Source organism: Klebsiella quasivariicola (assembly GCF_002269255.1).
In the GTDB taxonomy this organism is placed as follows: Bacteria; Pseudomonadota; Gammaproteobacteria; order Enterobacterales; family Enterobacteriaceae; genus Klebsiella; species Klebsiella quasivariicola.
On record NZ_CP022823.1, the window covers coordinates 1,145,736 to 1,170,944 of the forward strand.

General features: G+C 60.2%; 25 protein-coding genes. 13 read left to right on the top strand and 12 right to left on the bottom strand.

The genetic code is table 11. From position 1 onward, the window contains the following. Window positions 1-68: 68 nt before the first annotated feature. From B8P98_RS05765 to B8P98_RS05785, 5 genes are read right to left on the bottom strand one after another with little or no spacing between them, the layout of a single operon-like run. The gene (locus B8P98_RS05765; RefSeq protein ID WP_025712799.1) at window positions 69-1,031 is read right to left on the bottom strand and encodes a LacI family DNA-binding transcriptional regulator; all 963 of its coding nucleotides are present in this window, start codon (window positions 1,029-1,031) and stop codon (window positions 69-71) included. 56 nt (window positions 1,032-1,087) lie between these two features. Next, window positions 1,088-2,002: an ROK family protein gene (locus B8P98_RS05770; RefSeq protein WP_009308485.1), complete on the bottom strand. Its 915-nt coding sequence runs from the start codon at window positions 2,000-2,002 to the stop codon at window positions 1,088-1,090. A 50-nt stretch (window positions 2,003-2,052) separates the two neighbouring features. Continuing rightward, the gene (locus B8P98_RS05775; RefSeq protein ID WP_002914983.1) at window positions 2,053-2,367 is read right to left on the bottom strand and encodes a PTS lactose/cellobiose transporter subunit IIA; all 315 of its coding nucleotides are present in this window, start codon (window positions 2,365-2,367) and stop codon (window positions 2,053-2,055) included. A gap of 23 nt (window positions 2,368-2,390) precedes the next feature. Continuing rightward, complete coding sequence (locus tag B8P98_RS05780) at window positions 2,391-3,713, bottom strand: PTS sugar transporter subunit IIC (RefSeq protein WP_025712798.1); 1,323 nt, start codon at window positions 3,711-3,713, stop codon at window positions 2,391-2,393. 9 nt (window positions 3,714-3,722) lie between these two features. Further along, entirely contained in the window at window positions 3,723-4,037 is a 315-nt protein-coding gene (locus B8P98_RS05785) for a PTS sugar transporter subunit IIB (RefSeq protein ID WP_025712797.1), read from the bottom strand. A gap of 177 nt (window positions 4,038-4,214) precedes the next feature. Here B8P98_RS05785 and B8P98_RS05790 point away from each other — a divergent pair, with 177 nt between their 5' ends. From B8P98_RS05790 to B8P98_RS05810, 4 genes are all read left to right on the top strand, one after another. Next, window positions 4,215-5,486, top strand: a complete 1,272-nt coding sequence (locus B8P98_RS05790; RefSeq protein WP_025712796.1) for a PTS sugar transporter subunit IIC — start codon at window positions 4,215-4,217, stop codon at window positions 5,484-5,486. A gap of 262 nt (window positions 5,487-5,748) precedes the next feature. Then, window positions 5,749-7,086: a maltoporin gene (locus tag B8P98_RS05800; protein WP_025712795.1), complete on the top strand. Its 1,338-nt coding sequence runs from the start codon at window positions 5,749-5,751 to the stop codon at window positions 7,084-7,086. A 12-nt stretch (window positions 7,087-7,098) separates the two neighbouring features. Continuing rightward, the gene (locus B8P98_RS05805; RefSeq protein ID WP_025712794.1) at window positions 7,099-9,291 is read left to right on the top strand and encodes a CBM35 domain-containing protein; all 2,193 of its coding nucleotides are present in this window, start codon (window positions 7,099-7,101) and stop codon (window positions 9,289-9,291) included. A 50-nt stretch (window positions 9,292-9,341) separates the two neighbouring features. Then, the gene (locus B8P98_RS05810) at window positions 9,342-10,742 is read left to right on the top strand and encodes a glycoside hydrolase family 1 protein (protein WP_025712793.1); all 1,401 of its coding nucleotides are present in this window, start codon (window positions 9,342-9,344) and stop codon (window positions 10,740-10,742) included. Between the two features lie 53 nt (window positions 10,743-10,795). Here B8P98_RS05810 and flhA read toward each other — a convergent pair whose 3' ends face one another. The 6 genes from flhA to hypA form a co-directional block, all read right to left on the bottom strand. Further along, window positions 10,796-12,868, bottom strand: coding sequence for a formate hydrogenlyase transcriptional activator FlhA (gene flhA, locus B8P98_RS05815; protein ID WP_025712792.1), 2,073 nt, complete (start codon window positions 12,866-12,868; stop codon window positions 10,796-10,798). Between the two features lie 186 nt (window positions 12,869-13,054). Further along, complete coding sequence (hypE, locus tag B8P98_RS05820; RefSeq protein WP_025712791.1) at window positions 13,055-14,065, bottom strand: hydrogenase expression/formation protein HypE; 1,011 nt, start codon at window positions 14,063-14,065, stop codon at window positions 13,055-13,057. Further along, window positions 14,062-15,183, bottom strand: coding sequence for a hydrogenase formation protein HypD (gene hypD / locus B8P98_RS05825; protein ID WP_095032815.1), 1,122 nt, complete (start codon window positions 15,181-15,183; stop codon window positions 14,062-14,064). The genes hypE and hypD overlap by 4 nt, the downstream gene beginning before the upstream one ends. Continuing rightward, complete coding sequence (locus tag B8P98_RS05830; RefSeq protein ID WP_025712789.1) at window positions 15,183-15,455, bottom strand: HypC/HybG/HupF family hydrogenase formation chaperone; 273 nt, start codon at window positions 15,453-15,455, stop codon at window positions 15,183-15,185. Before B8P98_RS05830 ends, hypD begins: the two co-directional genes overlap by 1 nt. Beyond that, window positions 15,446-16,318, bottom strand: coding sequence for a hydrogenase nickel incorporation protein HypB (gene hypB / locus B8P98_RS05835; protein ID WP_025712788.1), 873 nt, complete (start codon window positions 16,316-16,318; stop codon window positions 15,446-15,448). Before hypB ends, B8P98_RS05830 begins: the two co-directional genes overlap by 10 nt. A gap of 3 nt (window positions 16,319-16,321) precedes the next feature. Further along, window positions 16,322-16,666, bottom strand: coding sequence for a hydrogenase maturation nickel metallochaperone HypA (gene hypA, locus B8P98_RS05840; protein WP_004205644.1), 345 nt, complete (start codon window positions 16,664-16,666; stop codon window positions 16,322-16,324). A gap of 210 nt (window positions 16,667-16,876) precedes the next feature. On the opposite strand from hypA, the gene hycA reads away from it, so the two are divergent. The 9 genes from hycA (at window position 16,877) to hycI (ending at window position 24,904) form a co-directional block, all read left to right on the top strand. Continuing rightward, on the top strand, window positions 16,877-17,326 hold the full coding sequence (gene hycA, locus B8P98_RS05845; protein WP_025712787.1) for a formate hydrogenlyase regulator HycA: 450 nt from the start codon (window positions 16,877-16,879) through the stop codon (window positions 17,324-17,326). 82 nt (window positions 17,327-17,408) lie between these two features. Next, window positions 17,409-18,017: a 4Fe-4S dicluster domain-containing protein gene (locus B8P98_RS05855; protein ID WP_012540764.1), complete on the top strand. Its 609-nt coding sequence runs from the start codon at window positions 17,409-17,411 to the stop codon at window positions 18,015-18,017. After that, the gene (hycC, locus tag B8P98_RS05860; protein ID WP_095032816.1) at window positions 18,014-19,840 is read left to right on the top strand and encodes a formate hydrogenlyase subunit 3; all 1,827 of its coding nucleotides are present in this window, start codon (window positions 18,014-18,016) and stop codon (window positions 19,838-19,840) included. The genes B8P98_RS05855 and hycC overlap by 4 nt, the downstream gene beginning before the upstream one ends. A 2-nt stretch (window positions 19,841-19,842) precedes the next feature. After that, window positions 19,843-20,766 (top strand): respiratory chain complex I subunit 1 family protein, encoded by a 924-nt coding sequence (locus tag B8P98_RS05865; RefSeq protein WP_087804562.1) that lies wholly within the window; start codon window positions 19,843-19,845, stop codon window positions 20,764-20,766. A 16-nt stretch (window positions 20,767-20,782) separates the two neighbouring features. Continuing rightward, on the top strand, window positions 20,783-22,492 hold the full coding sequence (gene hycE, locus B8P98_RS05870; RefSeq protein WP_004151044.1) for a formate hydrogenlyase subunit HycE: 1,710 nt from the start codon (window positions 20,783-20,785) through the stop codon (window positions 22,490-22,492). A gap of 232 nt (window positions 22,493-22,724) precedes the next feature. Next, window positions 22,725-23,267 (top strand): formate hydrogenlyase complex iron-sulfur subunit, encoded by a 543-nt coding sequence (locus tag B8P98_RS05875; protein ID WP_025712784.1) that lies wholly within the window; start codon window positions 22,725-22,727, stop codon window positions 23,265-23,267. Continuing rightward, window positions 23,267-24,034: an NADH-quinone oxidoreductase subunit B family protein gene (locus B8P98_RS05880; RefSeq protein WP_002914891.1), complete on the top strand. Its 768-nt coding sequence runs from the start codon at window positions 23,267-23,269 to the stop codon at window positions 24,032-24,034. The genes B8P98_RS05875 and B8P98_RS05880 overlap by 1 nt, the downstream gene beginning before the upstream one ends. Next, a complete protein-coding gene (locus tag B8P98_RS05885; RefSeq protein WP_008806180.1) occupies window positions 24,031-24,441 on the top strand; it encodes a formate hydrogenlyase maturation HycH family protein in 411 nt (136 codons plus the stop codon). Before B8P98_RS05880 ends, B8P98_RS05885 begins: the two co-directional genes overlap by 4 nt. After that, the gene (gene hycI, locus B8P98_RS05890) at window positions 24,434-24,904 is read left to right on the top strand and encodes a hydrogenase maturation peptidase HycI (RefSeq protein WP_080924992.1); all 471 of its coding nucleotides are present in this window, start codon (window positions 24,434-24,436) and stop codon (window positions 24,902-24,904) included. The genes B8P98_RS05885 and hycI overlap by 8 nt, the downstream gene beginning before the upstream one ends. Here hycI and B8P98_RS05895 read toward each other — a convergent pair. Next, window positions 24,901-25,209: a SymE family type I addiction module toxin gene (locus B8P98_RS05895; protein WP_025712782.1), complete on the bottom strand. Its 309-nt coding sequence runs from the start codon at window positions 25,207-25,209 to the stop codon at window positions 24,901-24,903. The two genes, hycI and B8P98_RS05895, sit on opposite strands and share 4 nt — an antisense overlap.

The window sequence follows — 25,209 nt, forward strand, 5'->3', positions numbered from 1 at the left end:
ATGAGCCGGGAAACGAAAGCGACAAGAAAGGGGGAGATAAGGCTGGCCCGGCGCGAACCGGGCGGAGATCAGGCGATATCGGCGACCGACTGGCGCGGGATCAGGCGGCCAGCCAGCGAGCGGCCCTCGGCGGTGAAGGTTGGCCGGTCGTCAATCAGGCTGCGAATACGCTGAATACAGTTTTCCAGCAGCGCCTCCAGTGGCCAGGAGATGCAGGTCAGCGGCGGATAGAGCAGCGAGGCGAGGGGGGAATCCTCAAGGCTCAGCAGGGAAACCTCCTGCGGGACGGCGATGGTGAATTCGCGCAGCAGGCGCATCGCCTCGGCCGCATAGCGGTCGCGTTTAACGATAATGACCGAGTATTTACTGAAGCTGTTAATTAAGGTCAGCAGCGCCTGCTCGACGTCATCGTTGGCCGTCAGCACCAGCTGGCGGTTAAAAGGAATGGAGTAGTTCTGCAGGACGTTGCGGTAGCCTTCCAGCATCTGGCGGCTGGCATCGTCGCTGTCGCTGTCCACCAGCAGGGCGATGTTGCGGTGTCCCTTGCCAATCACATAGCGGCAGGCGCTTTCAGTGGCGAAGGCGAAGTCATAGCCCTGGCTGTTGCTCCCGGCGACGCCGAAGCGGTCGAAGGCGATAACGTTGCGCGGCGCGTCGGCGGCAACGGCGCCCAGCACCACCACCGCCACGCACTGGCGCTGCAGATCGTCGATTACCGCCGCCTGCTCTACCGGGTCGCTGACGTACTGGACCAGCAGGCTTTTATTCAGCCCTTTCAGCGCCTGAGAGAGCAGCGGCAGCAGACGCGCGCCGTGGCTTTCGTCCTGCGCGGAAATCACCAGACCAACATGGCTGGATGTCTGACTGGCGAGGTTTTGCGCGGCAAAGCTCGGGCGATAGTTGAGTTCTTCAACGGCCCGCAGCACAGCTTCCCGGCTCTCTTCGCGCACGCCCCGGGTGCCGGTCAGCACGCGGGAAACCGTCGCTCTTGAGACATTCGCTAATCTTGAAACATCATCAATCGTTGGCATGGCTTTTTCTGTCTGGACATTTTCGCCTAGCTTAACATACCTGCTGAAAAAAGTGTCTACCGCCGCCCGTCCGCAGCGCTGGCCAGCCGGGGCAGCCAGGCCGCGCCGCGCACGCCGCTGGCGTCGCCGAAGCGGGCCGGTTTGATCTGCGTACGACAGCTGTCGGAGAAGATCCACGGCACGATGGCGGCAGGCAGATCGCGATAGATCTGGCTGACGTTGGACAGACCGCCGCCCAGCACAATCACCTGCGGGTCGAGAATATTGATCACCGACGCCAGGCTGCGGGCAAAGGCGTCGATAAAATGGCGCCAGTGGGCCAGTGCGCGCGGATCGCCGTTTTGCGCCGCGGCGATAATGGCTTCCGCACGCGCCTGTTCCCCATAGCGGCGGGCGAAGCCGGTGCCGGAGAGAAAGCTTTCGATGCAGTTTGTTTTGCCGCAGTAGCAGGGCTGCGGCGGGCCATCGCGCTCAGGAGTATAGCCCGGCAGCGGATTATGCCCCCATTCACCGGCGATAGCGTTGGGGCCGCTGAGCAGCTGTTGATGAACGGCAATCCCGCCGCCGCAGCCGGTACCGATAATCACCCCGAAGACGGTGGTGGCCCCGGCGCCGGCGCCATCCACCGCCTCCGAAAGGGTGAAGCAGTCGGCATCGTTTGCCATCCACACCGGCTGGCCAAGCTGCTGCATGATATCCCGGCGCAGATCGTGGCCGTTGAGCACCAGGCAGTTGCAGTTTTTAATACGCTCACTTTGCGGATCGATAGCCCCGGGCAGGCCGAGCCCCAGGGTGAACGGCTGCGGGCTGACCGCACGCATATCGGCAATAAGGGTTAGCAGCTGACGCATAAAGGCGTCATAGCTCTCTTTGTGGGTCGGCCGGCGCAGACGCTGAACGCATTCGCCCGCCGGATCCAGCAGTACGGCTTCCATTTTGGTGCCGCCAATATCTATTCCAAGATGTAACATAGTGACCTCGGGGAATCAGACCCGGCCAGCGCGCCTGGCCGGGGAACGCGCTAGGCGTGAAGCGGTTGCGCGCGGTAAATCGCTATCAGTTCGGCAATCAGCTCTTTCGCCAGAATGGAGGTCATCAGGTGATCCTGAGCATGGACCATCACCAGCGTCATTTTGGTTTTTCCCTCGCCTTCGTCAGCTTCGATAAGCTGGGTCTGCACAAGGTGCGCCTCACGGGAATAGTGGGCCGCTTCCTGCATTTTGGCGTCGGCGGTGGCGAAATCACCCGCTTTGGCGGCGTGCAGCGCTTCGTAGCACAGGCTGCGTGACTGACCGGCGTTGATGATGATCCCCATCACCTGTTCTTCTAATTCCATGATTATCCTCTGAATCGTTAGCGTTAAGCGGTTTGCGCCGCGTTGTCAGCCTGGCCGACGGCGTTTTCACGCTCCTGGGCCAGCAGCTGTTTTTCGTAAGCTTTGAGAAATGGCAGGTACATCACCATGGCGGTGGCCATACAGATGAGGCACAGGATCACCGGGCTAAAGCTCCAGTTCGCCGCCCATGAGGCGCCGATGGGGGCCGGCGTTGTCCACGGCGTCATCGACACTACGCGGCTGACCAGGTCCAGCTTCAGCGCAAAGTACGCCAGGGTTGCGTTGACCATCGGCACCAGCACGAACGGCAGGAAAAACAGCGGGTTCATGATGATCGGCGCGCCAAACAGAATTGGTTCGTTAATATTGAAGACCCCAGGCACGACCCCCATCCGGCCGATCGTCCGCAGATGCACGGCCTTGCTGCGCAACAGCATCAGCGCCAGCGGCAGGGTGGATCCGACGCCGCCGATCAGCAGATAGTGATCCCAGAAGCCCTGCACATAGATGTGCGGGATAGCAGTACCTGCCGCCATCGCCGCCTGATTGACCGACAGGTTGGCCATCCAGAACGGGTTCATGATCCCGGTGACGATCAGCGCGCCGTGGATCCCGGCGAACCACAGCACCTGACAGACCAGCACTGACAGCAGGATCGCCGGCAGCGTATCGGAGGCGGCGACCAGCGGTTTCACCAGCGACATGATCGCTTCCGGAATGATCATCCCCAGCTGAGCCTCGATAAACAGGTTCAGCGGATGCAGCGTCAGAATGATCGCCAGCACCGGGATCAGGATTTCAAACGAACGCGCCACCCCGGCGGGTACTTCCGGCGGCAGGCGAATGGTGATGTTATGCCGTTTGAGGAAGGCGTACAGCTCGGTGGAATAGATGGCCACCAGAATGGCGGTAAAGATCCCCTGGCCGGAGAAGTAGGCCGTAGAGATCTGGCCCTCTTTCAGCGGCGCGGCCACCAGCAGAAACGACATCAGCGACAGCATCCCGGCGGTCAGCGAGTCCAGGTGATGGTGCTTGGCGAGGCTGGCGGCGATCCCGACGGCAATGAACAGGGTCATCACCCCCATGCTGAAGTTGAACGGCAGCATCAGCGCATCGCGATGATCGAGCGAAAATTGCAGCCAGGCGCGGGCAAAGCCCCAGGTCGTATCCGGAGAAAACGGCGGAAAGATAAACACCAGCAAAAACGAGCCGACGATCATAAAGGGCAGGGCAGTGATAAAGCCGTCGCGGATCGAGGTCACGTATTTTTGCTGGCCGATCGCGCCGGCCAGCGGCGTGATCTGCCGTTCGATCACATCGATCAATTTAGCGTACAGAGAGCTCATGATCTTTCCTTAGTTTTTGTTTTCGATAAGGGAAAGGGCGAAATCGAGGACCGCGGCGCCTTTTTGCATGCCGTAGTCCATCATATTGATGGGTTCGACGCGGATACCGTATTTATCCGCCTGTTTTTGCAGATCCTGCTGCATGTATTTCACCTGCGGCCCCAGCAGCACCACCTGATAATGGCCGACCTGTTCGGCGAACTCCGCTACGCCATAGGCGTTGATCTCTACCGCCAGACCCCGCTGTTCGGCTTCCGCGATCATTTTTTTCATCAGCAGGCTGGTGGACATGCCTGCCGAACAACACAACATTATTTTTTTCATAACTACCGCTCCTGATGAGGTTGGATGTGCGGACTATAGTCAAAATGGATGCATTACGGAAAGCGCTTTCCGTTTGTGGATTTATTAATTGTGACCATGATCACCTATGGCAGGCTTTCACTTTCCGGTGTTGTGGGCGATCATCCCGGCGAGACAACCATTCGCAAAGGTAGGAGTATGAACATTCAGTTAATGAATGTGGCCGTGGACATCATCGAGCAGCGGCTGGCGCCGCTGGCGAATGTCCTGACGCGCAACAACCACATTACGGCGATGCGCGATAGCTTTGCGCTGGCAATGCCCTTTGTGATTGTTGGCAGCCTGTTGGTTCCCATTTTGTTTCCGCCCGTTTCCATCGACGGCGCCTCGCGTTTCGGCCAGGTCTATTTGCTGCTGCGGCCTATCCTGCTGCCGACCTTTCAGCTAACCATTGGCCTGGTGGCGCTGATTGTCGCCTTCGGCGCCAGCGCCAGCCTCGCCAAGCAGTACCGCCTGCCGGAACGGCTGTGCGGTTTAACCGGGTCTCTGGCGTTTTTGCTGTTTATCGGCTTTCGCGAGAGCGCGGTGAGCAACGTTTATCTCGGCGGCATGGGGATATTTACCGCCCTGATATCCAGCACCTATTCCATTGAGATAATTCGCTTTTTCTACAAAAAAGGCTGGTGTATTCGCTTGCCTGATGAAGTGCCGCTGATGACCCGCAACGGCTTTCAACTGCTGATCCCGCTGCTGGTGGTGATGCTGTCGATAAGCGTGATGAATGCCATACTGCTGCAGACCACCGGGCGCATCGTACCGGAGTTAATCAGTGAAGCGGTGCGGCCGCTGGTGCTGGCGTCCGACACGCTGATGGCGGTACTTATCTCTTTATTTATCTGTAACTTACTCTGGTTTATTGGTATCCACGGCGCGCTGATTATTACCGGGATCATGAACCCGTTCTGGATGACCTATCTGTTTGAAAATCAGCAGGCGCTGGCGGCGGGTTCGCCAACGCTGCCGCATATTTATCTGCAGGGGTTCTGGGATTTTTACCTGCTGATCGGTGGTATTGGCTCCACTTTGCCGCTGGTGCTGATGGCGATGCGCAGTCGCTCGCGGCAGCTGAAAAGCGTGGCCAAGATTGGCCTGCTGCCGTCGCTGTTTAATATCAACGAGCCGATACTGTTTGGTTTTCCGGTGATCATGAACCCGGTTTTTTTACTGCCGTTTCTCTTTGTTCCACTGATAAACGCCTGTATCGCATGGTATTTAACTCAGCTGGGTATTCTCGATCGCGCGGTGGCGATGCTGCCATGGTCGATGCCTTCCCCGCTGGGGGCGGCATGGTCGGCGAACGGCAGCTGGAAAAATCTGTGTATGAGCCTGTTCGCGATGTTTAACGCCTGGATGCTCTATCGTCCCTTCTTCAAAGTGTACGAACGTCAGCTCGCGGAAACCGAACGCTGATCCCCTTGCCGTCGGCGGCTTATCCCCCGGCGGCACCTGCTCATCTGCTCCTCCTTCCGCTCCACTGCCGGCTCCCGGCGGCATTCTTGTTATTTTATGTGATCAGTCTCACGAATATATTCGTCGCAGAGCGAATTTTGTGAACCAGATAGGCAATTATGGAAAGCGCTTTCCCTTAATGGATGTACATTTCCATTTTTGATCCGTAAATTTCCCCTCCGTTATCGGTTCGTGTTAACAAACATAACGTGGGAAAAAAATAATGATAAAGCTGAAACATTCAATACCTCTGGCTCTCCTCTCGCTGGCAGGGACCAGCAACATGGCCTGCGCCGATCCGAAGTATGATTTTGCGCTGCATGGCTATATCCGCTCCGGGATCCTGGCCAATTCCGATGGCAACCGCGCGGACTCTGTCGGCCTGATGCCGGACGGCAAATGGCGACTCGGCAACGAAGAAGACACCAAGATCGAACTGATCCCCACCGTGACGCTGACGGCGGACAGCGGCGTGGTGGCGAAAGTGCAGGCCAACCTCACTCACCAGTCGAAATGTACCTCCGACTGGAACTGTCAGGATGACGATGGCCATGACGTGCAGTTTCGTGAAGGGTTCGCCGAGCTGAGCAATCTGGATTTTGCGCCGGAGATGACTTTCTGGGCCGGTAAGCGCTACAGCAGCTCCAACACCTCCAGCCATCAGTTCGACTGGGAGTACATTCAGTACAACGGCACCGGCGGCGGCTTCGACAACATGGATCTCGGCTTCGCCCGCTTCGACGCCGGGGTCTACGCCTTTTCACCCACCGATGAAACCAAAGCCTACCCGGTGGATAAGGGAGATCAGGGCTACCCGGATGACTATTCCCTCAACCTGTGGCTGAAAAAGATCGCGGGGACAGGCTTCGATCTGGAGCTGATCGGCCACCACATGAACCGTAACGAAAACCATCCGACTTCCGCCGAGAAGGGCTATGGCGTGACCGGTATTTATAACTTTGACGGCTTCTACGGCCTGACTGGAGGCTACTCCCGCCTCGCATTGCAGTACGGCAAAGGGCTGGCGGCGGGCGACTCGCTGGGTAAAAACGGCTGGGGCTGGGCCAACCTGGAAAACACCCAGTCCTGGCGAGTGGTGCTGGATAGCGTGGCCTCGATGGGCGATCTGGAGATCTCCACCTTCGCTTTCTGGCAGAAAGATAAAAACTACCGCTGGTGGACGGAAGATGAAAATGGCTGGGGACGCTCGATGTGGGTCGCCGGTATCCGCCCTTATCATCAGATCACCCGCAACTTTGCCATGCAATATGAGCTGGGCTACGAATACCTTGATGACAAAAACTACAAAGGGGTGAACGGCAAAGGCAAAGGCGGCCTGACTAAAGTCACCGTTGCGCCAACGCTGACCTTTGACTCCGGCTTCTGGGCACGCCCGCAGCTGCGCTTCTTCGTCACCTATGCGAAGTGGGATAAAGGCGTATCCGATGCGCTGGACGGCAACTACAACTGGGATACCAATACCATCACCGCCGGCGGGTACTCCCGCAGTGGCTCAACCGACACCGTTAACTTCGGCGTACAGGCCGAAGTCTGGTTCTAAGGAGAGACAACGATGAAGCCGATGAAAAACCTGCTGCTGATGGGGCTGCTGTCCGCGCTGGGAGCCGGCGGGGCGCTGGCCGCCGAGCGCTCGCACTTTACGCACTTTATCACCCGCGATGGCGCTACTCTCAAGGACGGCGACAAGGTGTTTCGCTTCGCCGGGATCCACGCCCCGGAGCTACACCGTATTGAAGATGACGCCCGCGGCCCCTGCAAGGCAGATCCGCGCGGCTGGGGGCAATATTTTAAATGGCCGACGGCCCAGGAGCAGCAAAACTGGATCCAGGCGATGGTGCAAACCGGGGCGAAAGCTCAGCGCGTCTACGTGCTGTCGGTGCAGCAGGAATTTGATAAGGCCTGCGGCCGCGAGACCCATATTCTGGCGCCGGAAACGGCGGACGGCATGCCGCGGCTGAATGAAAAAGCCATGCGGGTGTATGACAACATGATTGCCGAAGCGGATAAACAAGGATTGCGACTGATCCTGCCGTTTATCGACCACTGGTGGTGGTGGGGCGGGCGCGAGCAGCTGGCGGCGTTCTATCATGAAAAAGCGGAAGACTTTTATCGGACCGATAGCAAGACCTTCAAAGCCTATCTGGATGTGATCCGCCAGGTCATCACCCGGAAAAATACCGTCACCGGCCGCGCCTATTATGATGAAAAGGCGATCATGGCCTGGGAAACCGGTAACGAGCTGGAGGATACCAACGCCGATTTCCTGCATCAGACCGCGGCGTGGATTAAAAAATGGGCCCCTCATCAGCTGGTGGTGGATGGCACCTATAAGAAAATCAATCCGTTTGCGTTGACCGACCCCAATGTGGATATCGTCAGCAATCACTATTACACCAATGCCGATAATAACCACCCCGGGCAGGTCACGCAGGATCTGCGCGCCGTCGGCGGGCAAAAAGTCTATCTCGTCGGCGAGTTTGGCCTGCTGCCGGCGGATCAACTGAACGCCATTATGCAGTCGATTGTTCACAGTGAGGTCAACGGGGCGCAAGCCGCCGGCGGGCTTATCTGGGGCTTCCGCGGCCATCGTCACGACGGCGGCTTCTACTGGCATAAGGAGTCGACCGGACACTACAGCTACCACCTGCCGGGGTTTGCCAAAGAAGGCGAAGCCAACCAGGAGCAGGCGGTGGTCGATCTGGTGCGCACCGCCGCGGCGCAGATGGCCGGGCAGCAGACGATGGCGCCGCTGCCGAAGCCGGACGCGCCTTTGCTGCGGGAGACCACCTCGCCCTTCGCGATCAACTGGATGGGCGCTGCGGTGGGGCGCAGTTACGATGTCGAACGCGCCGCCTCGCCGACCGGACCGTGGACGGTGGTGGGCCGGGATATCTCCGATGGCGTTAACGAATGGAACCCGGAAACCATGGTTCTGTTCCGCGACGATTATCGTCAGCTTCAGCTCGGGCACACGTACTACTACCGGGTGACGGCGAAAAACGAGAGCGGTCGTTCGGCCCCTTCCAATGTGATTAGCGTGCAGCATAGCGAGGAGAATCAGCCGCCGGTTATCACGCTGGAACCGGCCCTAACCACCACGCAGGACCGGGGCGTCGAGCTTACGGCCAGCTGGCAGGACGATGGCCTGCCGTCGCGAGAGGTTAAGGTGGGCTGGCAGCACGCCGGTGAGGGACAGGTGCATTTCTGCCATGCCGATCGGGCTCAAACCCGGGCCTGGTTTACGGCGCCAGGCACCTATGCGCTGACGTTCACGGCGGACGATGGGCTGCTGAAAAGCAGCAAAACCGTGACCGTGACGGTGAGCGAGGCGACGGGGAAAGCGCCGGCGGATTTCTGTCGTTATCACGGCGAAGTCTATGGCGTGGCTGAGGGGCGCCTGACGGTAATGAAGAGTGAAAAAGACGCGCTGACAGTTGGCGAGGACGGCTTCCTCGGCCCATTCGCCAGCGAGGGGGATAAGATCAGCTGGCAGGTGCAGGCGCCGTGGAGCGGTCAGTTCCTGCTCAACGTAACCTTCAACGGTAAATGGGGCGGTAAGCAGAACTCGTTTGTCGTCAACGGGGGCGCCCCGCAGGCCGTGGCCTTCCCGCAGACGGATGAGCAGGGCCAGCAGCTACGGATACCGGTGACGCTTAAGGCGGGGACCAATCAGGTTGACTTCGGCCGCTTCGCCGGCGACTGGGGCTACATGTTCATTAAATCGATCGAAGTGGTCGCGGAGTAGTACGTTCAGGCTGCGCCAGACGGGCGCAGCCTTTTTTCGAAGGAGAAGTTATGCAGCAGTATCAGTTTCCGCAAGGGTTTCTGTGGGGGGCGGCGGCGTCTGGCCCGCAAACGGAAGGGGTCGCCAATAAGCGCCATCGTTCCATCTGGGACAGCTGGTTTGCCGAACAGCCTGAGAGATTTTATCAACAGGTAGGGCCGCAAACCGTATGTGATACTTATCATCAGTATCCGCAGGATGTGGCGCTGATGAAACAGACCGGCTTCAACTCGTTTCGCACCTCAATTCAATGGTCACGACTGATCGCTGATTTGGAAACCGGCGCGCCGGACCCGGACGCGGTGCGTTTTTATCACGCTTATCTCGATGAAATGATCGCCAACGGCATTGAGCCGATGATCAATCTCTACCATTTTGATATGCCGGAAGCGCTGCAGAAGCAGTACGGCGGCTTTGAATCAGCGCACGTGGCCGAGCTGTTTGCCCGCTTTGCCCGCACCGCCTTTAGCCTGTTTGGCCATAAGGTTAAATACTGGATCACCTTCAACGAACCGATTGTACCCGTTGAGGGAGGCTACCTGTACGACTTCCACTATCCGTGTAAGAAAGATGGCCGGCTGGCGGCGAAGGTGGCGTTTAATATTATGCTGGCGCACGCCAAAGCGGTAACGGCTTATCGTGAACTGGCGCTGGCGGGCGAGATCGGCGTGGTGCTCAACCTGACCCCGAGCTATACCCTTACCGACAGCGAGGCGGATAAAAGAGCCGCCGGGTATGCCGACCTGCTTTTTAACCGCAGCTTCCTTGACCCGCTGGTAAAACATGAATTCCCCAAAGCGCTGTGCGAGATCCTCGCCGCCCACGACTGCCTGCCGACGACCAGCAAAGACGACGTGGCGTTGATCCTCAGCGCGGATATCGATTTTTTAGGGGTGAACTATTACGTGCCGCGGCGGGTAAAAGCGCGTGAGGGCAACTATGACCTCGATTATTTCACCCCGGAATACTATTTCGAAAACGCGGTAAACCCGCAGGGCCGCTTTAATCCCTATCGTGATAACAACGAGATCCTGCCGCAGGCGATCTATGATATTGCCGCCAATATTCGCGATAACTACGGCAATATTAAGTGGTATCTCGCAGAAATTGGTATTGCGATGGATCGGCAAGCAGAGGGTGAGCCGGGAGCGGATGGGGTGATAGACGATACTTTCCGCATCCAGCTGATGGAGGAGCATCTGGTGCAGCTGCATCGGGCGATAGCCGACGGCGCGAACTGCTTTGGCGTACACCAGTGGACGTTTATCGACAACTGGTCGTGGATCAATGCCTTTAAACGGCGCTACGGCTTCTGGCGACTGGATCTGGAGACCGGCGAGCGGCAGATAAAACGCAATGCGCTGTGGTTTGCGCAGCTGGCCGCCGCTAACGGATTCAGCTGCGATAAATAGCGCGCCGCGCCAGCGCTCTCTCTTACCGTCGCGGAAAGGGGGAGCGCGGGGGGTTACGCCAGTTCGTCTTTATTAATGCCCAGCCGCTTCATGCGCGACAGGAGCGTGGTGCGCTTCAGCCCCAGCCGCTGGGCGGCGCCTTTCGGCCCGGCCACCACGCCATTGCTTTCTTTCAGCACCCGGACAATCAGCTGATATTCATCCTCACCTTCCTCAGGCAGGACCTCCGGCGTCCGCGGGGCTTCCACGATATCCCGCTCCGGCAGGGAGAGCTGCAGCACGTTGCCGCGGGTCAGTAACACCGCCCGTTCGATGACGTTTTCCAGCTCGCGCACGTTGCCCGGCCACTCCATACGCGTCAGGGTGCGCAGGGTTTCCGCCGGGATGCTGTCGATATTGCGCCCCATGCGGCGGGCGATTTTGAAGGTAAAGGCCTTCACCAGCAGCGGGATATCGTCCGGCCGCTCGCGCAGCGGCGGCAGGTGGATCGGGAACACGTTGAGCCGATAGTAGAGATCGCTGCGGAATTCCCGGTCGATAACCATCTGCTTGAGATCGCGGTTGGTGGCGGCGATCAGCCGGACGTCGGTCTGGATCAGCTTATTGCTTCCCAGGCGTTCAAACTCCTGTTCCTGGAGAACGCGCAGCAGTTTGGGCTGTAGCTCCAGCGGCATATCGCCCACTTCATCAAGGAACAGGGAGCTTTTGTCCGCCAGCTCGAAGCGGCCGATACGCTGGGCGCTGGCTCCGGTGAAGGCGCCACGTTCGTGGCCGAACAGATCGCTCTCCAGCAGCCCGGCGGGCATCGCGGCGCAGTTCATCTTCACCATCCGCCGACCGTTGCGGCCGCTCAGGTTGTGGATAGCGCGGGCGATAAGCTCTTTGCCGGTGCCGGTTTCACCGAGGATCAGCACGGTGCTGTCGCTGTGGGCGACCATCTCGACCTGCTTGAGCACATTGTTCATCGCTTCGCTGCGGCCGATGATCTCCCCGAATTCGCTTTCGACATTATTCAGCTGCTCGGTGAGCGCGAGGTTCTCATCCACCAGCCGCTCTTTCAGGCGCTGAATTTCGCGATAGGCGAGGGCGTTATCGATAGCGATCGACACCCGCTCGGCGATCTGTCGCAGCAGCTTGAGATTGGTGGTGGTGAAGACCTGTTCGTCGCACTGCGCCAGCTTTAGTACCCCGAGCAGGGTGTTGCCGGACATCAGCGGCAGCAGGCACAGGGTCTGGATCTTATTGCCCCACATCTCGAAGAGCATTTTCTCGTATGGCGCGAGGGTGTCATGCTCATGCAGGTTGAGCAGCAGCATCTCTTTGCTTTTGAACACGCGCTCGGTGAGGGTGCCGGCTTCGTCCACCTCGCTCTGGTCGTGAACCGGGTGGCTGGCGTCGAGATAATGGGTGGAATAGATGTTGAGCTTCCCTTTGCGGTCGCTGCGCAGCACCACGCTGATGGCATCGATCCGGAAATAGCGATGGATCTCTTTCGCCACCTCGCTGACCAGCTCGTCGATGTCCAGTCGCGAGAGCACCGCGTTGGTGATGGCCACCAGGATGCGGAAGTTGTCGCGCTCGTGGCACAGTAGATCGTAATCGACGTTGTTGCTGACCCGGTTCTGAATCTGCTCGGTGACGACGGCGACAATCTGCGTAAAGGTGTGCAGCCGCTGGAATTCTTTCTCGCTCCACGGCCGGTTGTCGTGGCGGAGAAATTCGCAACCGCCGAAGATCCGCCCGTCCGCCGCCAGCGGCAGCAGACAGTAGTACCCGAACGGACGATACAGTCCGCTGCGGATAAGCTGCGGCCAGGTGTCGGCAAAGGTCTCATGATCGCAATGCAGCGCATCTGGCCGGGAGAGCAAGCGACGCACCGGGCCATGGGCCAGGACGGTTTCATCCTCGTAGCTTACCGGGTGGCCGGCCTCATCGCAGGCGTACCTGGCCGCGCGGTGATTACCCGCGTTCCACAGGATAATGGCCGCCTCGTCGGCCAGCGCGGACTGTTGCACCAGGCGGGTCAAGGTTTCGCTTAGCGCGGCCAGATCGGGCTGCTGTAATAAAAGCCGGGTGATATCGAACAGCCCCTGCTGGCCGAGATCGCTCATCGGTGTATACGACATTGCTTACGTCCAAAACGCGCCGACAACGTGGCGCATAAGAAAATGATGGTACAAATAATAGTATGTTAATAAAGCGGTTATTGCCGCTTTAACCCCGGCTCGCGCTGCGCTTAGCCGGGCTACATGTACGCGCAGTTTTGTAGCCCGGATAAGGCGCCAGCCGCTATCCGGGAGCCGACGCCGTCGTTAACAAATTCTCGGCAGCGGTTCGGCGTGGGGAAGATCGAGCGTACGCTTCACGCCGTATAGCCCGACGGAACGTACGCCCGGGCGGGCGACCACTTCGCCGATTATCGCCGCATCACGTCCTAACGCGTGAGACCGTAAATGCGCCAGCACGTTTTCCGCTTCGTCGCGGGCGACGGCGAGCACCAGCTTGCCTTCATTGGCGAAGTTCAGGGCGTCCAGCCCAAGCAGCTCGCAGACGCCGCGCACCGTGTCGTTGACCGGCAGCGCCGCTTCATGCAGCTCAATGCCGCAGCCGCTGGCGGCGGCGAACTCATGGGCGACCGCGTTAACCCCGCCGCGGGTGGCGTCGCGCAGGGCTTTCACCCCGCTCAGCGGCCGCAGGGTCTGGATAAGCGGCGTCAGCACCGCGCAATCGCTGGACAGCGCGCCGTCGAGTCCCATCTGCTCGCGCAGGTTAAGGATGGTGGCGCCATGATCCCCCAGCGTGCCGCTGACCAGCAGCATATCACCGGCGCTAATCTGCTGCGTCCCCCAGCGAACCTCTGCCGGGATGGCGCCGATGCCGGCGGTGTTAATAAACAGCTTATCCGCCGCGCCGCGCGGCACCACCTTGGTGTCGCCAGTGACGATGGCGATCCCCGCTTCGCGGGCGGTGGCGGCCATACTGCTGACCACCGCTTCCAGGGTGGCCATCTCCAGCCCCTCTTCGAGAATAAATCCACAGGAAAGGTAGCGGGGAATGGCGCCGCTGACCGCCACATCGTTGGCGGTACCGCAGACGGCCAGCTTGCCGATATTGCCGCCGGGAAAAAACAGCGGGTCAATCACGTAGCTGTCGGTGGAGAAGGCGAGGCGATCCCCCTGGGCGGCGAGCGCCGCCAGATCGAGGCGCGCCTGATCCTCCTGCTCCGCCAGCCAGGGGTTGGCGAAGGCCTGCATAAACAGGTCGCCGATCAGCTGCTGCATTGCCTGACCGCCGCTACCGTGGGCTAACTGGACGCTTTTCATGCTTCATTTTCCTGACTGCGATATTGATACCAGGCGGCGCAGGCCCCCTCAGAGGAGACCATCAGCGCGCCAAAGGCGCTTTGCGGATTGCAGGTGCTGGCGAAGAGCGGGCACTGATGCGGTTTACAGCGGCCGGTCAGCACCTCGCCGCAGCGGGCGCGCGGATCGTCGCACACGCGCTGTGGCGCCGGGCGGAAATGGGCCTCGGCATCGAAGCGCTGATAAGCCGGCGTGAGGTGCACGCCGGAGTCACTGATGACTCCCAGGCCGCGCCATTCGCTGTCGCCATCAAGGCAGAAGACGTCGGCCATCGCCGCCTGCGCCAGCGGGTTACCCTCATCCGGCACCACGCGACGGTACTGATTTTCCACGTCGCTGCGCTGCGCTATTGTCTGCTCAACCAGCATCACCGCGCCTTGCAGTAGATCAAGCGGTTCGAAACCGGCGACCACTAACGGCCGATGATAGTCGCTGGCGATGAAGCCATAGGCCTCGGTGCCGATCACCATACTGACGTGGCCGGGGGCGAGAAAGGCGTCGATACCGTTGTCCGGCTGATCCAGCAGGCTGCGCAGGGTCGGCAGCAGGGTGATGTGCTGGCAGAAAAAGTAGAAGTTATCGACGTTGCGCTCCCGCGCCTGGCGCAGGGTGAGGGCGGTGGCGGGCATGGTGGTTTCGAAACCAAGGCCGAAAAAGACCACCTCACGCTGCGGGTTTTGCTGTGCCAGCCGCAGAGCGTCCATCGGCGAGTAAACGATGCGGACGTCGGCGCCGCGAGATTTCGCCTGCAGCAGCGAGCCGTTTTTACCCGGCACGCGCATGGCGTCGCCGAAGGTGCAGAAGATCACCCCCGGACGACTGGCAATCTCAATGCAGGCATCGATGCGCCCCATCGGCAGGACGCACACCGGGCAGCCTGGCCCGTGAATAAATTCGATATTCTCCGGCAACAGCTGGTCGAGACCGAATTTAAAAATGGCATGGGTATGGCCGCCGCAGACCTCCATGATGCGCAGCGGACGCTCAGCGGTGTGCGGCAGCAGATGCGCACGCTGCTGAAGATGCGCCACCAGCTGCATGACCTGCTCGGGGGCGCGGTATTCATCTACGTAACGCATCATCGCTCCTCGCCGTACAGCAGCGCGCCGACGTCCGGCTCCACATCGAACATATTTTGCAGCGCGTCGAGGGTGTCGCGGGCTTCGGCTTCATTAATGACGCTCATGGCGAACCCCACGTGCACCAGCACCCACTGCCCGAGGCGCGACTGGCCCTGCTCGTCAACGGCGCCGACCAGCGTCAGGTCGACGTCGCGCTGAATGCCGCAGACTTCCACTTTCGCCAGCACGCCGTCGATGGCACATATTTGTCCCGGAATGCCTATGCACATCGTTGCGTCTCCAGCCAGGTGAGCCACTGGTCCATGCCTTCGCCGCTGGTGGCGGAGACAAGAATAATTTCAATATGCGGATTGACCTCGCGGGCGCAGGCCAGGCACTTCTCAACGTCGAAATTGAGATACGGCAGCAGATCAACTTTGTTGAGCAGCATCAGGCTGGCGGCGGCGAACATATGCGGATACTTCAGCGGCTTGTCTTCACCTTCGGTGACCGACAGCACCGCCACTTTATGGCGCTCGCCAAGGTCGAAGCTCGCCGGGCAGACCAGGTTGCCAACGTTTTCGATAAACAGGATGCCGCGATCGGCCAGCGGCAGGCGCGGGGCGGCGTCGGCGATCATCTGGGCGTCGAGATGGCAGCCTTTCCCGGTATTGACCTGAATCGCCGGGGTGCCGGTGGCGCGAATGCGGGCGGCGTCATTGACCGTTTGCTGATCGCCTTCAATCACCGCGCAGTCGGCGCGTCCTTTCAGTCGCGTGAGGGTTTCGGTCAGCAGGGTGGTTTTACCGGAGCCGGGGCTGGAAACCAGATTCAGCACCAATTGCTGTTTTGCCGCAAAGCGCGCGCGATTGCGTGCCGCCAGACGGTTATTTTTATCCAGCACATCGATCTCCACTTCCAGCATCCGCCGCTGGCTCTGCCCCGGGGCGTGAGTCCCAGCCTCGCCATGGCCATAATGCAGGTCGCCTTCTGCCGTGCGGGTAGGGGCGAAGTGGTCGGTTTTGACACCGGTAATGGTCATCGTCTGGCGTGGGGCGGGCGCGAAGGGGGCGCTGCGGAACGCGGAATGCGGGTTTCGTTCGTCTCCTTCTATATAGAGGTTGCCTTCTCCACAGCCGCATGTCGTACACATAATTTACTCCAATTCTAAACGCTGAATCTGTAAGCCGTCATCCGCCACGATCTGCAGCTGGTCGTTATTGCAGTGCGGGCAGCGGCGGACGTGCTGCGAGACAAGATGGACGTACTGCTGACAGCGTTCGCACCAGCATTCAGCCTGTTGTTCGGCGATATGCAGTTCGCACCCCTCCGCCAGCGTGCCGCGGCAGACCAGCTCAAAGCAGAAGGTGAGGGCGCTGGCTTCCACGCAGGAAAAAGCGCCGACTTTAAGCCACACGCCGGTGACCCGCCGCGCGCCGGCCTGCTGCGCCTGTTGTTCAATAATTTCCAGCGCCCGCTGGCTGAGGGTGATTTCGTGCATAGTCGCCTCCGTATCGCGATGCGCTGTATATGCAATAACGATGCCAGAACAGATATGGCGTGACAGGGAATGTCGATGACGACGCCGCCGGGCTGTCATCGACATGTCGCGTCGGCAGAGGGTGGATATGAAAATCAAATAAAATCAACAAAATAAAACCTGGCATGAAAAATGCTTAGACGGTGCATCTCATGCTACGGAGAAACCGATATGACTATTTGGGAAATAAGTGAAAAGGCGGATTACATCGCCGACCGTCACCGGCAGCAGCAGGAGCAGTGGCATATCTACTGTAACTCGCTGGTTCAGGGGATCACCTTGTCGAAAGCGCGTCTGCATCACGCGATGAGCTGTGCGCCGGATAAAGAGCTGTGCTTCGTGCTGTTTGGCCATTTTCAGGTATTCGTCGCCCTCGCGGAAGGCTTCAACAGCCACACCATCGAGTACTACGTCGAAAACAAAAATGGCGGCGATAAGCATCTGATTGCTCAGGCTACGCTGGCGATGGATGGCACGGTCGATGGCCGCATCAGCAACCGCTCTCGCGAGCAGGTGCTGGAGCACTATCTGGCGATTATCGCCACCGTCTATGACCGTCTGTATGAGGCCATGGAACAAGACCAACCGGTGGATTTAAGCCATCTGGCGCTGACCCACTGATCGTGAGGTGTCGACACGTGTCGAAAATGACACCTGCGCAACCTGATTTCGTCAAAAATGACTTTCACCCGAGGATGACCCGGTGAACCGTTTTGTAATCGCTGACTCCACTGTCTGTATCGGCTGCCGCACCTGCGAAGCCGCCTGCTCTGAGACGCATCGCCAGCACGGCCTGCAGGCTATGCCGCGGCTGCAGGTGATGCGTAATGAAAAAGAATCGGCACCGCAGATGTGCCACCACTGCGAAGATGCGCCTTGCGCCACCGTCTGCCCGGTTAACGCCATCCAGCGCGTCGATGGCGCGGTCCAGCTCAACGAGAGCCTGTGCGTAAGCTGCAAACTGTGCGGCATTGCCTGCCCGTTCGGCGCCATCGAATTTTCCGGCAGCCGCCCGCTGGATATTCCGGCGAATGCCAATACCCGGCTGGCCCCACCGGCGCCGCCAGCGCCGGCCCGCGTCAGCTCGCTGCTCGACTGGGTGCCGGGCGTACGCGCCATTGCCGTGAAATGCGACCTCTGCCACTTCGATGACCAGGGCCCGGCCTGCGTGCGGACCTGCCCGACCAACGCGCTGCTGTTGGTGGATAGCCGTGATATCGCCCAGGCCAGCAAGCGTAAACGCCAGCTGACCTTTAATACCGACCTTGGCGACTTGTCGCTGTTCCAGGCGCAACAGGGGGAGAGGGAATGAGTGTAATTGGATTAGTCAATCAGGCGGTGACGTGGTATGCCGTCAGCGCCGTGCTGGCCCTGGTGTTTGCCATGCGCAAACCGCTCAGCGGCGCCATTGCCGGGATCGGCGGCGCGGTGGCCAGCGCTATGCTGGTGGTCGCCGGCGGCGCCGCGCTGCTGATGCCGGATCGGATCCACGGCGGCATGCTGCAGTTTTTGCATCTGACGATGCGGGTGGGGGGCGTCAACGCTCTGTGGCTGCTGGCCATCGGCCTGTCGGCGCTGCCGGTATCGCTGTTTAATATTAGCTGGCATCGCCATCCGCAGGTGAAGGTCAACGGTCTGTTAGTCAACCTGCTGCTGGCCGCCGCGACCTGCGCGGTGGTGGTGACTAACATCGGTTCGCTGGTGGTAATGGCGGAGATCATGGCGCTCTGTGCGGCGTTTCTCACCGGCTGTGCCGCCTCCGGCAAACTGTGGTTTGCGCTGGGCCGGCTCGGCACGTTGCTGATGGCCTGGACCTGCTGGCTGGTGTGGTCGAACTACGGCACGCTTGAGCTGGCGCAGATCAATCTCCAGGCAGTGGATATGATGCAGAACCCGCTGCTGTGGCTGCCGGGTCTGGTGGGGTTCGCCCTGCTGGCCGGAGCGATCCCGCTGCACGGCTGGGCGCCGCAGGCTCACGCCGGGGCCAGCGCGCCGGCCGCCGCGCTGTTTTCCACCGTGGTGATGAAAGTCGGTCTGTACGGCATGTTGACCGTTTCGCTGGCCGGCGGCGTGCCGCCGCTGTGGTGGGGCGTTATGCTGCTGGTGCTGGGGATGATCACCGCCTTTATCGGCGGACTGTATGCGCTGATGGAGCATAACATTCAGCGCCTGCTCGCCTATCACACCCTGGAGAATATCGGCATTATCCTGCTGGGTCTGGGCGCCTTCGTCACCGGCGTGGCGACCAGCAACACCACGCTGATGGTGCTGGGTTTTATCGGCGGTATGTATCACCTGATCAACCACAGCCTGTTCAAAACCACGCTATTTCTTGGCGCCGGGGCGGTGTGGTTCCGTACCGGCCATCGTGATATCGAGAAGCTGGGCGGCATCGGTAAAAAAATGCCGCTGATCTCCCTCGCCATGCTGGTGGGGCTGATGGCGATGGCGGCTCTGCCGCCGCTGAACGGCTTCGCCGGCGAGTGGGTTATCTATCAATCCTTCTTCAAAATGAGCACCGGCGACCTGTTTATTGGCCGTCTGCTGGGCCCGCTGCTGGCCGTCGGCCTGGCGATCACTGGCGCACTGGCGGTGATGTGTATGGCGAAAGTCTACGGGGTCACCTTCCTCGGCGCGCCGCGGACGAAAGAGGCGGAAAACGCCACCTGCGCTCCCTGGCTGATGACCCTGAGCGTGGTGCTGGCGGCGGTTTTCTGCCTCGTTGGCGGTATTGCCGCGCCGTGGCTGCTGCCGCTGGTAAGCGGCGCCTTCCCGGTACAGGCTCAGGTATCGAGCGTGGTGTCGCAGCCGATGATTGCCCTGCTGCTTATCGCCTGCCCGCTGCTGCCGTTCCTGCTGATGATCTTCTTTAAAGGCGATCGCCTGGCGGCGCGCTCGCGCGGCGCGGCCTGGGTCTGCGGTTACGACCACGAACAGTCGATGGTGGTGACCGCCCACGGCTTTGCCATGCCGGTGAAAGAGGCCTTTGCGCCGCTGCTGAAACTGCGCCACTGGCTGAACCCGGTGCGTCTGGTTCCGGGCTGGCAATCGACCTCGGCACCGGCGCTGCTGCGCGGTATCGCGCTGGTTGAGCTGGCGGTGCTGGTGGTGATTGTCATTTCGCGAGGAGCCTGAGAATGAATCTGTTAATTGCATTGCTACAGGCGCTGGTGCTGTTTGCCGTCGCGCCGCTGTTGTCCGGGATCGTTCGCGTCGCCCGCGCGCGGTTGCATAACCGCCGCGGACCGGGGGTACTGCAGGAGTATCGCGATATCCTGAAACTGCTGGGCCGCCAGAGCGTTGGCCCTGATGCCTCGGGCTGGGTCTTCCGCCTGACGCCGTATGTCATGGTGGGCGTGATGCTGACCATCGCCACCGCGCTGCCGGTGGTGACGGTGTATTCCCCACTGCCGGTGCTTGGGGATCTCATCACCCTGATCTACCTGTTTGCCATCGCCCGCTTCTTCTTCGCGATTTCCGGTCTGGACACCGGCAGCCCGTTTACCGCGCTGGGCAGCAGCCGTGAAGCGATGCTCGGCGTGCTGGTGGAGCCGATCCTGCTGCTGGGCCTGTGGGTGGCGGCGCAGGTCGCCGGCTCGACCCATATCAGCACCATCACCGATACCCTCTACCACTGGCCGACCGCGCGCAGCATTCCGCTGATCCTTGCGCTGTGCGCCTGCGCCTTCGCCACCTTTATCGAGATGGGCAAACTGCCGTTCGATCTGGCGGAAGCGGAGCAGGAGCTGCAGGAAGGGCCGCTGTCGGAATACAGCGGCAGCGGCTTTGGCATCCTGAAGTGGGGCATCAGCCTCAAACAGCTGGTGGTGCTACAGATGTTTGTCGGGGTCTTTTTCCCGTGGGGGCAGATGACCAGCTTCAGCGTCGGCGGCCTGCTGCTGGCGCTGGTGGTGGCTATCGTCAAGCTGGTGGTGGGGGTGCTGATTATCGCCCTGTTCGAAAACAGCATGGCGCGTCTGCGCTTTTGTGCCACCTCCCGCGTCACCTGGGCCGGGTTTGGTTTCGCCTTTTTAGCTTTCGTCTCCTTGCTGGTGGCGTGATTAAGAGAGTTTGAGCATGTCTGAAGAAAAAATCGGTCAACACTATCTTGCGGCGCTGCACCAGGCCTTTCCGGGCGTGGTGCTGGACGAAGCCTGGCAGACCAAAGACCAGTTAACCATCACCGTGAAGGTCAACTACCTGCCGGAAGTGGTGGAGTTTCTCTACTACCAGCAGGGTGGCTGGCTGTCGGTGCTGTTCGGCAACGATGAACGCAAGCTGAACGGCCACTACGCCGTCTACTACGTGCTGTCGATGGAGCAGGGCACCAAATGCTGGATCACCGTGCGCGTTGAAGTGGACGCCAACAAACCGGAATACCCGTCGGTGACGCCGCGCGTCCCGGCGGCGGTATGGGGCGAGCGCGAAGTGCGCGATATGTACGGCCTGGTGCCGGTCGGCCTGCCGGACGAGCGCCGTCTGGTGCTGCCGGACGACTGGCCGGACGAACTCTATCCGCTGCGTAAAGACAGCATGGACTACCGCCAGCGCCCGGCGCCGACCACCGACGCCGAAACCTACGAGTTCATCAACGAGCTGGGCAGCAAGAAAAATAATGTGGTGCCGATTGGCCCGCTGCACGTCACCTCCGATGAACCGGGCCACTTCCGCCTGTTCGTTGACGGCGAAAATATTATCGATGCCGACTACCGCCTGTTCTACGTCCATCGCGGGATGGAAAAGCTGGCGGAAACCCGCATGGGCTATAACGAAGTGACCTTCCTGTCGGACCGGGTGTGCGGCATCTGCGGCTTCGCCCACAGTACCGCTTACACCACCTCGGTGGAGAACGCGATGGGCATCGTGGTGCCGGAGCGGGCGCAGATGATCCGCGCCATTCTGCTGGAGGTGGAACGCCTGCACTCGCACCTGCTGAACCTCGGTCTGGCCTGCCACTTTACCGGCTTTGACTCCGGCTTTATGCAGTTCTTCCGCGTGCGCGAAACCTCAATGAAGATGGCGGAAATTCTCACCGGCGCGCGTAAAACCTACGGCCTGAACCTGATCGGCGGGATCCGCCGCGACCTGCTGAAAGAGGACATGATCCAGACCCGTCAGCTGGCGCAGCAGATGCGCCGCGACGTGCAGGAGCTGGTGGATATGCTGCTCAGCACCCCGAACATGGAACAGCGTACCGTCGGTATTGGCCGTCTGGATCCGGAAATCGCCCGCGACTTTAGTAACGTCGGCCCGATGGTGCGCGCCAGCGGCCACGCCCGCGACACCCGCGCCGACCACCCGTTTGTCGGCTACGGCCTGCTGCCGATGGAAGTCCACAGCGAGCAGGGTTGCGACGTAATATCTCGCCTCAAGGTGCGGATCAACGAGGTTTATACCGCGCTGAATATGATTGATTTCGGTCTCGATAACCTGCCGGGCGGCCCGCTGATGGTGGAAGGGTTCACCTATATTCCGCACCGCTTCGCACTGGGCTTCTCCGAGGCGCCGCGCGGCGACGATATCCACTGGAGCATGACCGGCGACAACCAGAAACTGTACCGCTGGCGCTGCCGGGCGGCGACCTATGCCAACTGGCCGACCCTGCGCTATATGCTGCGCGGCAACACCGTTTCCGATGCGCCGCTGATCATCGGCAGCCTCGACCCGTGCTACTCCTGTACCGACCGCATGACCGTTGTCGATGTACGCAAGAAGAAGAGCAAAGTGGTGCCGTACAAAGAGCTGGAGCGCTACAGCATCGAGCGTAAAAACTCGCCGCTGAAATAATTGAGCCATTGCGTGGGGCCCCTCACCCCGACCCTCTCCCCACAGGGGAGAGGGGGAAGGGCAGATCGAGTGCGAATTCACTGACCGTGCAGAACTGCCCCCTCTCCCCACAGGGGAGAGGGGGAAAGGCAGAGCGAGTGCGAATTCACTGACCGTGCAGAACTGTCCCCTCTCCCTTTCAGGGAGAGGGCTAGGGTGAGGGTAAAAGGCCGCACACAACCTGGGAGCAACGATGTTTACCTTTATTAAAAAAGTCATTAAGACCGGCACCGCGACACATTCATACCCGCTGGAGCCGATGCCGGTGGATAAAAATTTCCGCGGCAAGCCGGAGCATACGCCGCAGCAGTGTATCGGCTGCGCGGCCTGCGTGAACGCCTGTCCGTCGAACGCCCTGACGGTAGAGACCGATCTGGCCACTAACCAGCTGGCGTGGCAGTTCAACCTCGGGCGCTGCATCTTCTGCGGCCGCTGTGAAGAGGTCTGCCCGACGGCAGCGATTAAGCTGTCGCCGGAGTATGAGCTGGCGGTGTGGAAGAAAGAGGATTTCCTTCAGCAGTCGCGCTTCGCTATCTGCCATTGCCGGGAGTGCCAGCGTCCGTTCGCGGTGCAGAAGGAGATCGACTACGCCATCGCGCTGCTCAAGCATAACGGCGATACCCGCGCCGAGCTGCACCGCGAAAGCTTCGAAACCTGCCCGGAATGCAAGCGCCAGAAATGTCTGGTGCCATCCGATCGTATTGAACTGACCCGCCATATGAGGGAGGCCAGCTGATGAGTACTTTACTTGGCCCACGCGATGAAAACGGCATTCCCGTGCCGATGACGGTGGATGAATCCATCGCCAGCATGAAGGCCTCGCTGCTGAAGAAAATTAAACGTTCGGCCTACGTCTACCGCGTCGACTGCGGCGGCTGCAACGGCTGTGAAATCGAGATCTTCGCCACCCTTTCGCCGCTGTTCGACGCTGAACGCTTTGGTATTAAAGTGGTACCGTCGCCGCGTCATGCCGATATCCTGCTGTTTACCGGCGCGGTAACCCGCGCGATGCGCTCCCCGGCGCTGCGCGCCTGGCAGTCGGCGCCGGATCCGAAGATCTGTATCTCCTACGGCGCCTGCGGCAACAGCGGCGGTATCTTCCACGATCTGTACTGTGTCTGGGGCGGCACCGACAAAATCGTTCCGGTCGACGTCTATATTCCTGGCTGCCCACCGACGCCAGCCGCCACGCTGTACGGCTTCGCCATGGCGCTTGGCCTGCTGGAGCAGAAAATTCATGCCCGCCTGCCGGGCGAGCTTGACGAACAGCCAACCGAGCTGCTGCATGCCGATATGGTGCAACCTCTACGGGTACGCATCGATCGCGAAGCGCGCCGTCTGGCAGGCTATCGCTATGGCCGGCAAATTGCCGATGACTATATGCGCCTGCTCGGTCAGGGCGACAGCCAGGTACTGCGCTGGCTGGAGGCGGAGAAAGATCCGCGCCTGACCGAGATCGTTACCCATCTCAACCAGGTGGTCGAGGGGGCGCGTATCCGATGAGCGAGACGGTGGTGTTCAGTCAGCTGAGCCGTAAATTTATTGATGAGAACGATGCCACGCCGGATCAGGCGCAGCAGGTGGTCTATTACAGCCTGGCGATTGGCCACCACCTCGGCGTCATCGACTGTCTGGAGGCGGCGCTAAGCTGCCCATGGGACGCGTATCTGGCATGGATCGCCACCCTTGAGGCCGGAAGCGCCGCACGGCGCAAAATGGAGGGCGTGCCGAAGTATGGCGAAATCGTCATCGACAGCAGCCATGTGGCAATGCTGGCCAACGCCTTTGATAAAGCGCAGTCCGCGCAGACCCCGCAGCAGCAGGCGTGGAGCAAAACAATGCTCAGCATGCTGCATGATATTCACCAGGAGAGCGCCATCTACCTGATGGTGAGGAGATTACGTGACTGACGTTTTACTCTGTGTCGGCAACAGTATGATGGGCGACGACGGCGCCGGCCCGCTGCTGGCGGAGATGTGCGCGGCGAACCCGGCCGGCCAGTGGGTGGTCATCGACGGCGGCAGCGCGCCGGAAAACGACATCGTGGCGATCCGCGAATTACGCCCCGAACGCCTGCTAATTGTCGATGCCACCGATATGGGCCTAAACCCCGGTGACATTCGCGTCATCGATCCCGATGATATTGCCGAGATGTTTATGATGACCACCCATAACATGCCGCTCAACTATCTGGTCGATCAGCTGAAAGAGGACGTCGGCGAGGTGATCTTCCTCGGCATTCAGCCGGATATCGTCGGTTTTTATTATCCGATGACCCCGCCGGTGAAAGAGGCCGTGGCCCGGGTGTACCAGCAGCTGGCAGGCTGGCAGGGCAACGGCGGCTTTGCTCTGCTGGAAGCTGAAGACGACTAACCCAGCGGCGAATCAGGCTCCCCGGCGGCGCTCGCCTGGCCGGACGGGAGCCCCGTTCCCGGCGGCACCAGCTCAAGATTCTCTATCACTAATTTACCGGGCGACACCGAGACTCTGACCTGCGTGCCGACCGGAAATCCCGCCTGCTCCAGCCAGTTGCCGTTTAAGCTTAATGCCGCGTGGCGGGTGTAGCGCCGCGTCTCTCGCGTTTTGCGGTCCTCATGGCGTTTTCTGATATAGCCCACGGTTAACTGACGACTTGCCCTGGCAATGCCTCTGGTAGCGGTGGTGTGCTGTGCGGTCAT

Bases quoted from the DNA above. Each gene is read 5' to 3' on its own strand.
- B8P98_RS05765 (WP_025712799.1), bottom strand. From the start codon at position 1,031: ATGCCAACGATTGATGATGTTTCAAGATTAGCGAATGTCTCAAGAGCG.
- B8P98_RS05770 (WP_009308485.1), bottom strand. From the start codon at position 2,002: ATGTTACATCTTGGAATAGATATTGGCGGCACCAAAATGGAAGCCGTA.
- B8P98_RS05775 (WP_002914983.1), bottom strand. From the start codon at position 2,367: ATGGAATTAGAAGAACAGGTGATGGGGATCATCATCAACGCCGGTCAG.
- B8P98_RS05780 (WP_025712798.1), bottom strand. From the start codon at position 3,713: ATGAGCTCTCTGTACGCTAAATTGATCGATGTGATCGAACGGCAGATC.
- B8P98_RS05785 (WP_025712797.1), bottom strand. From the start codon at position 4,037: ATGAAAAAAATAATGTTGTGTTGTTCGGCAGGCATGTCCACCAGCCTG.
- B8P98_RS05790 (WP_025712796.1), top strand. From the start codon at position 4,215: ATGAACATTCAGTTAATGAATGTGGCCGTGGACATCATCGAGCAGCGG.
- B8P98_RS05800 (WP_025712795.1), top strand. From the start codon at position 5,749: ATGATAAAGCTGAAACATTCAATACCTCTGGCTCTCCTCTCGCTGGCA.
- B8P98_RS05805 (WP_025712794.1), top strand. From the start codon at position 7,099: ATGAAGCCGATGAAAAACCTGCTGCTGATGGGGCTGCTGTCCGCGCTG.
- B8P98_RS05810 (WP_025712793.1), top strand. From the start codon at position 9,342: ATGCAGCAGTATCAGTTTCCGCAAGGGTTTCTGTGGGGGGCGGCGGCG.
- flhA (WP_025712792.1), bottom strand. From the start codon at position 12,868: ATGTCGTATACACCGATGAGCGATCTCGGCCAGCAGGGGCTGTTCGAT.
- hypE (WP_025712791.1), bottom strand. From the start codon at position 14,065: ATGAAAAGCGTCCAGTTAGCCCACGGTAGCGGCGGTCAGGCAATGCAG.
- hypD (WP_095032815.1), bottom strand. From the start codon at position 15,183: ATGCGTTACGTAGATGAATACCGCGCCCCCGAGCAGGTCATGCAGCTG.
- B8P98_RS05830 (WP_025712789.1), bottom strand. From the start codon at position 15,455: ATGTGCATAGGCATTCCGGGACAAATATGTGCCATCGACGGCGTGCTG.
- hypB (WP_025712788.1), bottom strand. From the start codon at position 16,318: ATGTGTACGACATGCGGCTGTGGAGAAGGCAACCTCTATATAGAAGGA.
- hypA (WP_004205644.1), bottom strand. From the start codon at position 16,666: ATGCACGAAATCACCCTCAGCCAGCGGGCGCTGGAAATTATTGAACAA.
- hycA (WP_025712787.1), top strand. From the start codon at position 16,877: ATGACTATTTGGGAAATAAGTGAAAAGGCGGATTACATCGCCGACCGT.
- hycC (WP_095032816.1), top strand. From the start codon at position 18,014: ATGAGTGTAATTGGATTAGTCAATCAGGCGGTGACGTGGTATGCCGTC.
- B8P98_RS05865 (WP_087804562.1), top strand. From the start codon at position 19,843: ATGAATCTGTTAATTGCATTGCTACAGGCGCTGGTGCTGTTTGCCGTC.
- hycE (WP_004151044.1), top strand. From the start codon at position 20,783: ATGTCTGAAGAAAAAATCGGTCAACACTATCTTGCGGCGCTGCACCAG.
- B8P98_RS05875 (WP_025712784.1), top strand. From the start codon at position 22,725: ATGTTTACCTTTATTAAAAAAGTCATTAAGACCGGCACCGCGACACAT.
- B8P98_RS05880 (WP_002914891.1), top strand. From the start codon at position 23,267: ATGAGTACTTTACTTGGCCCACGCGATGAAAACGGCATTCCCGTGCCG.
- B8P98_RS05885 (WP_008806180.1), top strand. From the start codon at position 24,031: ATGAGCGAGACGGTGGTGTTCAGTCAGCTGAGCCGTAAATTTATTGAT.
- B8P98_RS05895 (WP_025712782.1), bottom strand. From the start codon at position 25,209: ATGACCGCACAGCACACCACCGCTACCAGAGGCATTGCCAGGGCAAGT.